General features: G+C 64.5%; 12 protein-coding genes. 10 read left to right on the plus strand and 2 right to left on the minus strand.

From position 1 onward, the window contains the following. Positions 1 to 46: 46 nt before the first annotated feature. Positions 47 to 985: a serine O-acetyltransferase EpsC gene (gene epsC / locus ACNFHO_RS09005; RefSeq protein ID WP_054891656.1), complete on the minus strand. Its 939-nt coding sequence runs from the start codon at positions 983 to 985 to the stop codon at positions 47 to 49. A 283-nt stretch (positions 986 to 1268) separates the two neighbouring features. Here epsC and tcyJ point away from each other — a divergent pair, with 283 nt between their 5' ends. The 9 genes from tcyJ (at position 1269) to ACNFHO_RS09050 (ending at position 10334) form a co-directional block, all read left to right on the plus strand. After that, entirely contained in the window at positions 1269 to 2063 is a 795-nt protein-coding gene (gene tcyJ, locus ACNFHO_RS09010) for a cystine ABC transporter substrate-binding protein (RefSeq protein WP_054891655.1), read from the plus strand. Beyond that, the gene (tcyL, locus tag ACNFHO_RS09015; protein ID WP_054891654.1) at positions 2060 to 2728 is read left to right on the plus strand and encodes a cystine ABC transporter permease; all 669 of its coding nucleotides are present in this window, start codon (positions 2060 to 2062) and stop codon (positions 2726 to 2728) included. The genes tcyJ and tcyL overlap by 4 nt, the downstream gene beginning before the upstream one ends. Position 2729: 1 nt before the next feature. Continuing rightward, on the plus strand, positions 2730 to 3491 hold the full coding sequence (gene tcyN / locus ACNFHO_RS09020) for an L-cystine ABC transporter ATP-binding protein TcyN (RefSeq protein ID WP_416766014.1): 762 nt from the start codon (positions 2730 to 2732) through the stop codon (positions 3489 to 3491). A 331-nt stretch (positions 3492 to 3822) separates the two neighbouring features. Beyond that, positions 3823 to 5064, plus strand: a complete 1242-nt coding sequence (locus tag ACNFHO_RS09025; RefSeq protein WP_112897121.1) for an SfnB family sulfur acquisition oxidoreductase — start codon at positions 3823 to 3825, stop codon at positions 5062 to 5064. A gap of 162 nt (positions 5065 to 5226) precedes the next feature. Next, the gene (locus ACNFHO_RS09030; RefSeq protein WP_416766016.1) at positions 5227 to 6408 is read left to right on the plus strand and encodes an SfnB family sulfur acquisition oxidoreductase; all 1182 of its coding nucleotides are present in this window, start codon (positions 5227 to 5229) and stop codon (positions 6406 to 6408) included. Then, entirely contained in the window at positions 6408 to 7796 is a 1389-nt protein-coding gene (locus tag ACNFHO_RS09035; RefSeq protein WP_054925365.1) for an LLM class flavin-dependent oxidoreductase, read from the plus strand. The genes ACNFHO_RS09030 and ACNFHO_RS09035 overlap by 1 nt, the downstream gene beginning before the upstream one ends. After that, positions 7789 to 8589, plus strand: a complete 801-nt coding sequence (locus ACNFHO_RS09040; RefSeq protein WP_416766018.1) for a MetQ/NlpA family ABC transporter substrate-binding protein — start codon at positions 7789 to 7791, stop codon at positions 8587 to 8589. Before ACNFHO_RS09035 ends, ACNFHO_RS09040 begins: the two co-directional genes overlap by 8 nt. 1 nt (position 8590) lies before the next feature. Beyond that, entirely contained in the window at positions 8591 to 9700 is a 1110-nt protein-coding gene (locus tag ACNFHO_RS09045) for a methionine ABC transporter ATP-binding protein (protein ID WP_416766019.1), read from the plus strand. Beyond that, complete coding sequence (locus tag ACNFHO_RS09050; RefSeq protein ID WP_054891647.1) at positions 9690 to 10334, plus strand: methionine ABC transporter permease; 645 nt, start codon at positions 9690 to 9692, stop codon at positions 10332 to 10334. Before ACNFHO_RS09045 ends, ACNFHO_RS09050 begins: the two co-directional genes overlap by 11 nt. 15 nt (positions 10335 to 10349) lie before the next feature. On the opposite strand, the gene dibA is transcribed toward ACNFHO_RS09050, so the two are convergent. Continuing rightward, positions 10350 to 12245 (minus strand): phosphodiesterase DibA, encoded by a 1896-nt coding sequence (gene dibA / locus ACNFHO_RS09055; protein WP_063542190.1) that lies wholly within the window; start codon positions 12243 to 12245, stop codon positions 10350 to 10352. Between the two features lie 252 nt (positions 12246 to 12497). On the opposite strand from dibA, the gene desA reads away from it, so the two are divergent. Beyond that, positions 12498 to 13682, plus strand: a complete 1185-nt coding sequence (gene desA / locus ACNFHO_RS09060; protein ID WP_063542188.1) for a delta-9 fatty acid desaturase DesA — start codon at positions 12498 to 12500, stop codon at positions 13680 to 13682. The last annotated feature ends 6 nt before the right edge of the window (positions 13683 to 13688 follow it).

Below are 13688 nucleotides of genomic sequence, written 5' to 3' on the forward strand. Positions count from 1 at the left end.
TCTGTGGGAGCGGACTTGTGCTGCGATAGGGCCCGCCGGGCCTACCTCACTGTTTGTCCTGGCAATCGAGTTGCAGGTTCGCCTGGGTGATGTTGCTCTCGGCCGGCACGCTGCGCGTCAGCCAGACATTGCCGCCAATGGTCGAACCCTTGCCGATGGTGATGCGCCCCAGAATGGTCGCACCGGCATAGATGACCACGTCATCCTCGACGATCGGGTGGCGCGCCAGGCCCTTGTGCAAGGTGCCCGACTCGTCCGACGGGAAGCGCTTGGCGCCAAGGGTCACCGCTTGATAGATGCGCACGCGCTCGCCGATGATCGCCGTCTCGCCGATCACCACGCCTGTGCCGTGGTCGATGAAGAAGCTCTGGCCGATCTGTGCGCCGGGGTGGATGTCGATGCCGGTGGCCGAATGCGCCAGCTCCGAGCTGATTCGCGCCAGCAGCGGCAGCCCGGCCTGGTAGAGGTGATGCGCCAGGCGGTGGTGGATGATCGCCAGGATGCCGGGATAGCACAGCAACACCTCGTCGACGCTACGCGCCGCGGGGTCACCGTGGTAGGCCGCCAGCACGTCGGTGTCGAGCAGTACGCGCAACCCTGGCAAGGCTTTGGCAAAGCCTTGGATCAAACCCAGTGCGTGGGCATCTACGTCCTTGGGCTCGACCTCGGTGTTGCCGTGCCGCGCGGCGTAGCGCAGTTCCAGGCGCGCCTGGTCGAGCAGTGCGGTCAGCGCCGCATCCAGGGTGTGGCCGACATAGAAATCCTCGCCCTCCTCACGCAGATCCACAGGCCCCAGGCGCATGGGAAACAACGCTCCACATAATTGCTCGAGGATCTCGCGCATCGCCTCGCGCGAGGGCAGTTCGCGCCCGCCCTGCTTGTTGCTGCAACGGCCATTGCGACTGCGCCACTGGTCACGGGCCTGGCGCAGTTCACTGACGATGCCCGGCAATTGCCAATGGCCGGTCGATGGATGTTCGCTCACGGTGTTCTCCTGGCTTGCGACGGTGTCGGTAGGTAGAGCCGCCACTTGTAGGAATTACTCTACGGCAAATTCTTCCCTTGGAAAAAACAACGCTTTATTCCATCCTGCACTAAGTCGGGCATAAGCAGCGATGACGGGGACCCGGTTCACGGCTACCCTCAAAACTGCGCTTCAGGGATGAAATAACAGAAAGGAATAATAGATAATTTTTTATTATTTCCTGAGCTATACAGCCCACCCTATAGTCGCCACCCACTACTTAAAACAAAGCGCGGGGACAGCCATGACCAAATTCACCAAGCCACTTCTCAATGCCAGCCTGGCCATCTTGCTGGGCACCGGTCTGTTCAGCCACGCCTTCGCGGGTGAGCAGCTCAAGACCATCCAGGAAAAAGGCGTGATCAACGTCGGCCTGGAAGGCACCTACCCACCCTTCAGCTTCGTCGACGAGAACGGCAAGCTGACCGGTTTCGAAGTGGAACTCTCCGAACTGCTGGCCAAGGAGCTGGGCGTCAAGGCCAAGGTTCAGCCAACCAAGTGGGACGGCATCCTCGCCGCGCTGGAATCCAAGCGCCTGGACGTGGTGATCAACCAGGTGACCATCTCCGAAGAGCGCAAGAAGAAGTATGACTTCTCCGAGCCCTACACCATCTCCGGCATCCAGGCGCTGATCCTGAAGAAGAAGGCCGAGCAGCTGAACATCAAGACCGCGCAGGACCTGGCGGGCAAGAAGGTCGGTGTGGGCCTGGGCACCAACTACGAGCAATGGGTCAAGCAGGACGTACCCAAGGCGGACGTGCGTACCTATGAAGACGATCCGAGCAAGTTCGCCGACCTGCGCAACGGCCGTATCGACGCCATCCTGATCGACCGCCTGGCCGCCCTGGAATACGCACAGAAGGCCAAGGACACTCAACTTGCCGGCGAAGCCTTCTCGCGCCTGGAAAGCGGCGTGGCCCTGCGCAAGGGCGAACCTGAGCTGCTCGCGGCAGTGAACAAGGCGCTGGACAAGCTCAAGGCTGACGGCACCCTGGCCAAGCTGTCCGAGAAATACTTCGGTGCCGACGTCACCAAATGATCTCTGAAAGCCTGCAACTCGTTATCGACTCTACGCCCTTCCTGCTCAAGGGCGCGGGTTACACGGTACTGCTCAGTGTCGGCGGCATGTTCTTCGGCCTGGTGCTGGGCTTTGCCCTGGCACTGATGCGCCTGTCGAAGATCCTGCCGCTGGACTGGCTGGCGCGGATCTACGTGTCGTTCTTCCGCGGCACGCCGCTGCTGGTGCAACTGTTCGTGATCTACTTCGGCATGCCGCAGATCGGCATCGAACTCGATCCGATCCCCGCCTCGTTGATCGGCCTGTCGCTGAACATGGCGGCGTACATCTGCGAAATCCTGCGCGCGGCGATCTCCTCGATCGACCGCGGCCAGTGGGAAGCCGCAGCCAGCATCGGCATGACCCGTACCCAGGCCATGCGCCGGGCGATCCTGCCCCAGGCCATGCGCACCGCCCTGCCGCCGCTGGGCAACAGCTTCATCTCGCTGGTCAAGGATACCGCCCTGGCGGCGACCATCCAGGTGCCAGAGCTGTTCCGCCAGGCACAGTTGATCACCGCACGGACCTTCGAAGTCTTCACCATGTACCTGGCCGTGGCCGTCATCTACTGGATTCTCTGCAGTATCCTGGCGCACTTCCAGAACCGCATGGAAGCGCGGGTCAACCAGCATGACCAGGAGCACTGAGATGATCGTAGTAGAAGGCCTGACCAAGCAGTTCAAGGGCCAGACCGTGCTCAAGGGCATCGACCTGACGGTCGAGGCCGGTGAAGTCGTCGCCATCATCGGCCCCAGCGGCTCGGGCAAGACCACCTTCCTGCGCTGTCTGAACCTGCTGGAAACACCCGATGCCGGGAAGATCAGTATCGGCGATATCGACATCGACGCCGACCGCCCGCTCGGCGGCCAGCAGAGCGCGATCCGCCGTCTGCGCCAGCAGGCCGGGTTCGTGTTCCAGAACTTCAACCTGTTCCCGCACCGCACCGCCCTGGAGAACGTCATCGAAGGGCCGGTGATCGTCAAGAAGACCCCGCGCGACCAGGCCCTGGAGCTGGGCCGCAAGCTGCTCGCCAAGGTCGGCCTGGCCGGCAAGGAAGACGCCTATCCACGGCGCCTTTCCGGCGGCCAGCAGCAGCGCGTGGCCATCGCCCGTGCCCTGGCGATGGAGCCTGAAGTGATCCTCTTCGACGAACCGACCTCCGCGCTCGACCCCGAGCTGGTCGGCGAAGTGCTGGCGACCATCCGCGGCCTGGCCGAAGAGAAGCGCACCATGATCATCGTCACCCACGAGATGAGCTTTGCACGTGATGTGGCGAACCGGGTGATCTTCTTCGACAAGGGCGTGATCGTCGAGCAGGGCGAGGCCAAGGCGCTGTTCGCCGATCCGAAGGAGGAACGCACCCGGCAGTTCCTGCGCAAGTTCCTCGGGACCACTGCTTCGCAAGACTGAAAAGCTCGGCTGGATCTTCGCGGGCAAGTCCCGCTTCCACAGGAGCCGCACCGGCGATGAAGCCTGTGCGGTTCTCTGTGGGTGCGGGCGTTGCCCGCGAAGAGTCCGGCACATCCAGACAAATGCCTCTCTTCTATTCATATTCCAAAGAGTTAGTTCATAAACTTTTTATAAGCACATAAGGTATATAGACCGGACCACCGGACCCGCCTACATCCGTCGCGACCAGCTGTAGCGACGCATCTACTTCGTGAGGTTCAGGAATGGTCAGGAACACAATCACCCCAGTGCGTAACGCCAGGGCATTGAGTGCAGCCAAGGAGCGGCACTGATGTCCAGCCAACCCAATACCCAATTCCACAGCGATATCGACAGCTCGCCCCTGCTGCTGCCGGCCAAGGTGTTGCGCAATGACGCCGAGGCCCTGCAAGCGGCCCGCGAACTGGCCGAAGTCGCGCGCCAGCAGGCCTCGCGCCGCGACCAGCAACGCAAGCTGCCGTGGGCCGAGATCGAGCTGTTCACCCGCTCGGGGCTTGGCAGCATCAGCGTGCCCAAGGCCCATGGCGGCCCGGATGTATCGTTCGCGACCATCGCCGAAGTCTTTCGTCTGATCAGCGCCGCCGACCCGGCGTTGGGGCAGATCCCACAGAATCAGTTCGGCCTGCTGCAACTGCTGCGCCTGACCGCCAGCGAGGCGCAGCAGGCGCTGATCTTCCGCTCGGTGCTGGACGGCTGGCGCATCGGCAATGCCGGCCCCGAACGCAGCACCAAAGACACCTTGACCCTCAAGGCCCGCATCACCCGCGACGGCGACACCTACCGCATCAGCGGCGAGAAGTTCTACTCCACAGGCGCCCTGTTCGCCCACTGGGTGGCGGTCAAGGCCCTGGACGACGAAGGTCGCCAGCGCCTGGCCTTCGTACGCCGTGGCAGCCCTGGGCTGCGCATCGTCGACGACTGGTCCGGCTTCGGCCAGCGCACCACCGCCAGCGGCACGGTGCTGCTCGACCAGGTGCCGGTGGACGCGGACCTGGTGATCGACAACTGGCGCCAGGCCGACCAGCCCAATATCCAGGGCGCGGTCTCGCAACTGATCCAGGCTGCCATCGACGCCGGAATCGCCGAAGCGGCCATCGACGACGCCATCGCCTTCGTGCGTGACAAGTCGCGGCCGTGGATCGATGCCAAGGTCGAACGGGCCAGCGATGATCTCTACGTGATCGCCGACATCGGCCGTCTCAAACTCGAGCTGCACGCCGCCGAGGCGCTGCTGCGCAAGGCCGCGCAGGTGCTGGACGAAGTCAATGCGGCGCCCATCGATGCCGCTGCGGCGGCGCGCGCCTCGATTGCCGTGGCCGAGGCCAAGGTGCTCACCACAGAGATTTCGCTGCAGGCCAGCGAGAAGCTGCTCGAACTCGCCGGCAGCCGCGCCACCCTCGCCGAATTCAACCTCGACCGCCACTGGCGCAACGCCCGGGTGCACACGCTGCACGATCCGGTGCGCTGGAAGTACCACGCGGTCGGCGCCTATTACCTCAACGGCACGCTGCCTGCGCGGCATTCCTGGATCTGAATTTTTTGTCGGGGGCTGCTGTGCAGCCCAATCGCGGGACAAGTCGCAGCGGCGAACCGCCGCTCCTACAGGGACAGCACAGGTCTGTGGGACCGGCGGTTCGCCGCTGCGACCTGTCCCACGATTGGGCCGCATGGCGGCCCTACGGCCCCGGAGAACAACATGACAACATCCGTGATCACCAGCGACGCGCAGGCCATTGCCGTCGCTGAAGACATCGCCCGGCAACTGCAGCGCGACAGCGCCCTGCGCGACCGCGAGCGCCGCCTGCCGCACGCCGAACTGGAACTGTTCACCCGCTCCGGCCTGTGGGCGATCAGCGTACCCAAGGCCTTCGGCGGCGCCGAAGTATCGAACGTCACCCTGGCCAAGGTCATCGCCCGCATCGCCCAGGCCGACGCCTCGCTCGGGCAGATTCCGCAGAACCACTTCTACGCCCTCGAAGTGCTGCGCGTGAACGGCACCCTCGAACAGCAACAGCGTCTCTACGCCGAGGTGCTGGCCGGCAAGCGCTTCGGTAACGCCCTGGCCGAACTCGGCACCAGAACCTCCAGCGACCGTACTACCCGCCTGACCCGCGACGGCGACGGTTACCGCATCAACGGCCGCAAGTTCTACGCCACCGGCGCGATCTACGCCCAGCGCATCCCCACCTCGGTGGTCGATGACGAGGGCGTGCAGCAACTGGCGTTCGTGCCCGCCGACAGCCCCGGTGTGCAAGTGATCGACGACTGGAGCGGCTTCGGCCAGCGCACCACCGGCAGCGGTTCGGTGCTGTTCGACAATGTCCGTGTCGAGGCTACCGACCTGATGCCCTTCCAGGCCGCGTTCGAACGTCCGACAACAGTCGGCCCATTGGCCCAGATTCTCCACGCTGCCATCGACACCGGCATCGCTCGCGCCGCCGTCGAAGACGCCCTGCACTTCGTGCGCAACCACAGCCGCCCATGGATCGACGCAGGTGTCGACCAGGCCTCGGCCGATCCACTGACACTCAACAGCTTCGGTCGCCTGAGCATCCGCCTGCACGCCGCCGAAGCACTGCTCGAGCGGGCCGGCGAAATCCTCGACCAGGCCCAGCGCGACAGCAACGCCAGCAGCGTGGCCGCCGCTTCCATCGCCGTCGCCGAGGCCCGCGCGATCAGCACCGAGATTTCCCTGTCCGCCGCCAGCACCCTGTTCGAGCTGGCCGGCAGCCGCGCCACCCTAGCCGAACACAACCTCGACCGCCACTGGCGCAACGCCCGGGTCCACACCCTGCACGACCCGGTGCGCTGGAAGTACCACGCCATCGGCAACTACTACCTCAACGGCGAAAACCCACCGCTGCGAGGGACCATCTGATGAGCAAGCAGATCCTGCTCAACGCTTTCAACATGAACTGCATTGGCCATATCAACCACGGCCTGTGGACCCATCCGCGCGACACCTCGACCCGCTACAAGGACATCGAGTACTGGACCGACCTCGCGCGCCTGCTGGAGCGCGGGCTGTTCGACGGGCTGTTCATCGCCGACATCGTCGGCACCTACGACATCTACGGCGACTCGGTCGACGTCACGCTCAAGGAATCGATCCAGCTGCCGGTAAACGACCCGCTGCTGCTGGTCTCGGCCATGGCCGCGGTGACACGCAACCTGGGCTTCGGCCTGACCGCCAACCTCACCTACGAGCCGCCGTATCTGTTCGCCCGCAGGCTCTCGACCCTCGACCACCTGAGCAAGGGCAGGGTCGGCTGGAACATCGTCACCGGCTACCTCGACAGCGCGGCCCGTGCCATGGGCCTGGAACAACAGCCCGAGCACGACCGGCGCTACGACCAGGCCGACGAATACCTGCAGGTGCTGTACAAGCTGCTCGAAGGCAGTTGGGCGGACGATGCCGTGGTCGAAGACCGCAAGCAGCGCGTCTATGCCCGGCCCGACAAAGTGCGCAAGGTCGAGCACCGAGGCGAGTTCTACAAGGTCGAGGGCTATCACCTGTGCGAACCCTCGCCGCAGCGCACACCGGTGCTGTTCCAGGCGGGCAGCTCGGCACGCGGCCTGGCATTTGCCGGCAACCACGCCGAGTGCGTGTTCATCGGCGGCCAGACCCACTCGGGCACCCGTGCCCAGGTCGACAAGGTGCGCGCAGCCGCCCTCGCCGCCGGCCGCGACCCTCAGGCGATCAAGGTGTTCATGGGCATCACCGTGATCGTCGCACCGACCGAGGAGCAGGCCCGCGCCAAGCACGCCGAGTATTTGCGCCACGCCAGCGCCGAAGCGGGTGTGGCGCACTTTGCCGCCTCCACCGGCATCGACTTCGCCGCCTTCGACCTCGACGAGCCGATCAACGCAGGCCAGGGCAATGCGATCCAGTCCGCCACCAAGCTCCTGCAGGACAACGCCTGGACCCGCCGCCGCCTGCTGGAACAACACGCCCTCGGCGGACGCTACGTGACCCTGGTCGGTGCGCCTGACCAGGTCGCCGAGCAACTGATCGGCTGGATCGACGAGACCGGCCTGGACGGCTTCAACCTGGCACGCACCGTCACCCCGGAAAGCTACGAAGACTTCATCGACCTGGTGGTCCCCGAACTGCAACGCCGCGGCCGCTACAAGACCGCCTACGCCGAGGGCAGCCTGCGCCAGAAGCTGTTCGCCAGCCCTAGCGCACATCTGCCCGCCGACCATCCCGGCAGCACCTATCGCACCCCGACCAACGCCCCGACCGGAGCCGCGCATCATGCTTGAGAAACTCTATCGGCCCGTCGCGGCCGCCCTGCTGCCCCTGGGCCTTGCCGGCGCCGCGCTGGCAGTCGAACCCCTGAAGATCGGTACCACGGCCGCCTTCGCCATTCCGCTCGAAGCGGCCGTGGCAGAAGCGCACAAGCAAGGCCTGGAGGTGAAGCTGATCGAGTTCAGCGACTGGATCGCCCCCAACGTCAGCCTCAACAGCGGCGACATCGACGTGAACTACTTCCAGCACATTCCTTTCCTGGAAAACGCCAAGGCCGCAGCAGGCTTCAACCTGGTGCCCTATGCACCGGGGATCATCAACAACGTCGGCCTGTATTCGAAGAAGTACAAGCGCTTCGCCGAACTGCCCGAAGGCGCCAGCGTGGCCATCGCCAACGACCCGATCAACAGCGGGCGCGGCCTGCAGTTGCTGGCCAAGGCCGGGCTGATCACGCTCAAGCCTGGCGTGGGTTACAAGGCCACCGAAGATGACATCGTCGCCAACCCGAAGAAGCTCAAGATTCTTCAGGTCGAGGCCGTGCAACTGGTGCGGGCCTACGACGATGCCGACCTGGTGCAGGGCTACCCGGCCTACATTCGCCTGGCCAACAGCTTCGATGCCACCTCGGCGTTGCTGTTCGACGGCCTGGAGAACAAGGAGTACGTGATCCAGTTCGTGATCCGCCCGCAAAGCAAGGACGACCCGCGCCTGGCCAAGTTCGTCGATATCTACCAGCATTCGCCGGCCGTGCGTGAAGCCCTGAACAAGGCCCACGGCAGCCTGTACCAGGCCGGCTGGGAGGGCTGAGATGAGTCGCGCCAGCGCCCTCAGGGCGCCCGTCCCCCACGCCACGCCGGCCCCGGCGCGCGAGCAGGTATTGCGCCCGGAGGTGAACGAGGCCCATGTACGCTTCATCGGGTTGGGCAAGACCTACCCCGGGCAAGCTCACCCTGCCCTGCACGGCATCGACCTGAACATCCGCCGCGGCGAGATCTTCGGCATCATCGGCCGCAGCGGCGCCGGCAAGCCGTCACTGCTGCGCACCATCAACCGCCTGGAGCAACCCAGCGAAGGGCGCGTGCTGATCGACCAGGTCGACATCGCTCCGTTCGACGAGGATCGCCTGGTGTCGCTGCGCCGGCGCATCGGCATGATCTTCCAGCACTTCAACCTGATGTCGGCCAAGACCGTGTGGCAGAACGTCGAGCTCCCCTTGAAGGTCGCCGGCGTGGCCAAGGTCGAGCGTCAGCGTAAAGTGCGCGAGTTGCTGGAGCTGGTAGGCCTGGAACAGAAGCATCACGTCTATCCGGCGCAGTTGTCCGGCGGTCAGAAGCAGCGTGTCGGCATCGCCCGCGCGCTGGTGCACGATCCGCAGATCCTGTTGTGCGACGAAGCGACCTCGGCACTGGACCCTGAAACCACCGCCTCGATCCTCGACCTGCTGCGCGATATCAACCGGCGCCTTGGCCTGACCATCGTACTGATCACTCACGAGATGGCGGTGATCCGCGACATCTGCCAGCGCGTGGTGGTGCTCGAACGTGGCGAAGTAGTCGAGCAGGGCGAGGTCTGGCAGGTATTCGGCGCGCCGCGCCACGAGGTGACCCGCACCTTGCTCGCCCCCTTGCAGACCAAGCTACCCGCAGCCTTGCAGGCCAATTTGCGGGCTCAACCGGTCAGCCAGGACGCTGCCGTGGTGTTGCGCCTGCAACTGGTCGGCGAGCCGGAGCTGTCGGCATTGTTCACCGATCTCGGTGGGCGTGTGCGTCTGCTCCAGGGGGGTGTCGAGACCATTGGCGAGCACGCCTTGGGCCAACTGGTCCTGGCCGTGCGCGGCTCCGCGCTTGGGGCTCATCAACTGCTCGAACGCGCCCGGCGCTGGGCTGCCGATGTGGAGGTGCTGGGTTATGTGGACTGAACGCCTGCTGCAAGGCCTGATCGATACCCTGCTGATGGTGGGGGTGTCCTCGTTGATCGCGCTGCTGGTGGGGATTCCGATGGCGGTGCTGCTGGTCACCAGCGGCAAGGGTGGCATCTACGAAGCGCCGCTGCTCAATCGCGTGCTCGGCGCCTTCGTCAACCTGTTCCGCTCGATCCCCTTCCTGATCCTGATGGTGGCACTGATCCCCTTTACCCGGCTGATCGTCGGTACCACCTATGGCGTCTGGGCGGCGGTGGTGCCGTTGACCATCGCTGCCACGCCGTTCTTCGCCCGAATCGCCGAAGTCAGCCTGCGCGAGGTCGACCACGGCCTGATCGAAGCGGCGCAGGCCATGGGCTGCCGACGCTGGCACATCATCTGGCATGTGCTGCTGCCTGAAGCGCTGCCAGGGATCGTCGGCGGCTTCACCATCACCCTGGTGACCATGATCAACTCCTCGGCCATGGCCGGCGCGATCGGTGCCGGTGGTCTGGGCGATATCGCCTACCGCTATGGGTACCAGCGCTTCGACAGCCAGATCATGCTGACGGTGATCGTCATGCTGGTGGCCTTGGTGGCGGTGATCCAGTTGGGCGGGGATCGGTTGGCCAAAGGCTTGAACAAGCGCTGAGCTGAAATCGAGTTCCTACGACCAGCGCAGGTTCTCGGCCGCCACGGGCCGTCCGAACCAGTAGCCCTGCCCCAGGTCGCACTGCTGCTCCAGCAGCAGTCGCGCCTGCTCGGCCTGCTCGATCCCCTCGGCATGCACCTGCATCCCCATGCTCCGCGCCAGGGCGATGATCACCCGCACGATGGCGATGTCGTCTTCGTCATTGGGCAATCCGGCGACGAAGCCCTGGTCGATCTTCAGCTTCTGAACCGGCAGGCGCTTTAGCCGCAACAGTGACGAATAGCCGGTGCCGAAATCGTCGATCGCCAGGCGCAAGCCCAGCTCGCGCAGACGGTGCAACTGCTCCAGCGCCACCTCGGGGTCCTCCATCACCGCGCTCTCGGTCACTTCCAGCTCCAGCAGCGCCGGGTCCAGGCCGGTCTCGTCCAGCACCTCGGCCACTTGTCGATACAGGCCACGCTGGCCGAACAGGCGACTCGACAGGTTCACCGCGACGAAGTCCAGCACTCGCCCCTCGGCTTGCCACTGCACCATCTGCCGACAGGCCTGGCGCAGCACCCAGGCATCGATATCGACGATCAGCCCGGTGCGCTCGGCGATCGGGATGAACTCGCCCGGCGGCACCAGGCCGCGCTCGGGATGCTGCCAGCGCACCAGCGCCTCGACCCCGACCATGCTCCCGGTGAACAGGTCGTGCACCGGCTGGTAGAACACGCGCAACTCTTCCTGGGCCAGGGCCCGGCGCAGTTCACCGGCGGTCTCGACGCGATGCTGGGCGTGGGCGGTAAGTTCTTCGGTGTACAGCGCATAGCAGGCGCGACCATTGCTCTTGGCCTTGAACAGCGCCGAGTCGGCATTGCGCAACAGTTGCTCGGCGCTCAGCGCGTCGCTGGGGAACAGGCTGATACCGATGCTCGCTCCGATGAACAGCTGCTGCCCTTCGAACGCGAACGGCTGGCGAAGGCGTTCGAGGATGCCCTGTGCAGTAGTCGCCGCCTGGGCGACCTGCTGGCACCCCTCGAGCAGTACCGCGAATTCGTCGCCGCCCAGGCGCGCCAGGGTCACGCCGCTACCCAGCTGCTCCTGCAAACGCTCGCCCACCAGCTTGAGCAACTGGTCGCCAATGGTGTGCCCCAGGCTGTCGTTGATGCTCTGGAAGTGGTCGAGGTCGAGCAGCAGCAAGGCGCAGCCACGCTTGTTCGCCTGCGCCGCCGCCAACGCCTGCTCGGCACGGTCGCTGAACAGCAGTCGGTTGGGCAGGCCGGTCAAGGGGTCGTGATGGGCGAGGTAGGCCAGCTCTTGCTCGGAATGCTTGATCGCACTGATGTCGCTGAACACCGCAACGTAGTGGCTCAGCTCACCGCTGTCGTCGCGAATCGCGCAGATCGTCTGCCATTGCGGATAGATCTCGCCACTCTTGCGGCGATTCCAGATTTCCCCGCTCCACTCGCCTTTTTCGGCCAAGGTCGCGTAGATCTGCTGGTAGAAAGGCGCCCCATGGCGTCCCGACTTGAACTTGCTCGGGCGCTGGCCCAGCACTTCGTCCTGGTGATAACCGGTGATGCGCATGAAGGCGCGGTTCACATGCACGATCAGGCCGTTGCGATCGGTCACCAGCACGCCTTCCAAGGTGCTGTCGAAGACCGCTGCCGCCATGCGCAGGCGTTCGCGATCCTCGCTGCGCAGACGCGCACCCACGCCGATGAAGTTGAGCAGCCGGGCCCGTGACACGAAGATCAGCAAGGCGCTGAGCAGCACCCAGACCACCACGTTGATCTGCCGCCCGACGGTCAGCGCCAGGTCGTTGTCGGTCATGCCACGCAGCACCCACTCCGACAGCACCAGCCAGAGGAACGACAACACAACGTAGAGCGCAGCCATGCGCAAGGCGTCGCGAACAGAAACAGACATGTCGGGTGCATCAGTCCATGGAAAATAATGGCGCAGTATAAAGGTTGAAACATGCCGTGACTTTAAATCCCGGCTCATAAATAAGTCGCGGTTCCCGCCGCCCTGGCCCGTCCAGCCTGCCTTGGCGACACCCTCGCCGACGGCAAGGTGACCGGCGGTGACGATCCCGGCGAAAGCACGACTGGTTTTATTTCCCCGTCAAGGGATAATGCGCCCGTTGTTTCCCCTGATTTCCCGAGGGTCTTTCCAACTATGTGGTACAACGGTCTGCTCGACCTGTCGGCCTGGCAACTGGTCGCGGTCACCCTGCTGATGACCCATGTGACCATCGTCAGCGTCACGATCTACCTGCATCGCTACTCGGCGCACCGCTCCCTGGAGCTCAATGCCGGGCTCAAGCATTTCTTCCGCTTCTGGCTGTGGCTGACCACGGCGCAGAACACGCGTGAATGGACAGCGGTCCATCGCAAGCACCACGCCAAGTGCGAAACCCCCGACGACCCGCACAGCCCGGTGTACAAGGGCCTGGGCACGGTCCTGCGCAAAGGCGCGGAGCTGTACCGGGAAGAGGCGCGCAACGAGGAAACCCTGCGCATCTACGGCAAGAACTGCCCGGATGACTGGATCGAACGCAACCTCTACTCGCGCTACAAAATGGGCGGCATCGCCCTGATGGCGGTGCTCGACCTGCTGCTGTTCGGCACCATCGGCATCACCATCTGGGCCATCCAGATGATGTGGATTCCGTTCTGGGCCGCCGGCGTGGTCAATGGCCTGGGCCATGCGGTCGGCTATCGCAACTTCGAATGCCGCGACGCCGCCACCAACCTGGTGCCCTGGGGCATCATCATCGGCGGCGAAGAGCTGCACAACAACCACCACACCTACCCCAATTCGGCCAAGCTGTCGGTGCGCCGCTGGGAGTTCGACATGGGCTGGATGTGGATTCGTCTGCTGTGCCTGCTGCGCCTGGCCAAGGTGCAGCGCGTGGCGCCGATCGCCCACCGAGTCGAAGGCAAGGCCTCGTTGGACATGGACACCGCCATGGCAATCCTCAACAACCGCTTCCAGATCATGGCCCAGTACCGCAAGCTGGTGATTGGCCCGCTGGTCAAGCAGGAGCTGGAAAAGGTCGATACCTCGGTGCGCCACCACTTCCGCCGCGCCAAGCGCCTGCTGTCACGCGAGACCAGCCTGCTGCAGGATCGCCACCACGTACGTATCGAATCGATGCTGACGCACAGCCAGACGCTCAAGACCATCTACGAGAAGCGTCTGGCGCTGCAACAGATCTGGGCACGCACCAGCGCCAACGGCCATGACATGCTGGCGGCCATGAAAGACTGGGTACACGAGGCCGAAGCCAGCGGTATCCAGTCGCTGCGCGACTTCGCCGCACAGCTCAAGACCTACTCCCTACGCCCTACCGGCGCCTGACTGCCG

The sequence above is a fragment of the Pseudomonas sp. NY15374 genome (assembly GCF_048068255.1).
In the GTDB taxonomy this organism is placed as follows: Bacteria; Pseudomonadota; Gammaproteobacteria; order Pseudomonadales; family Pseudomonadaceae; genus Aquipseudomonas; species Aquipseudomonas machongensis.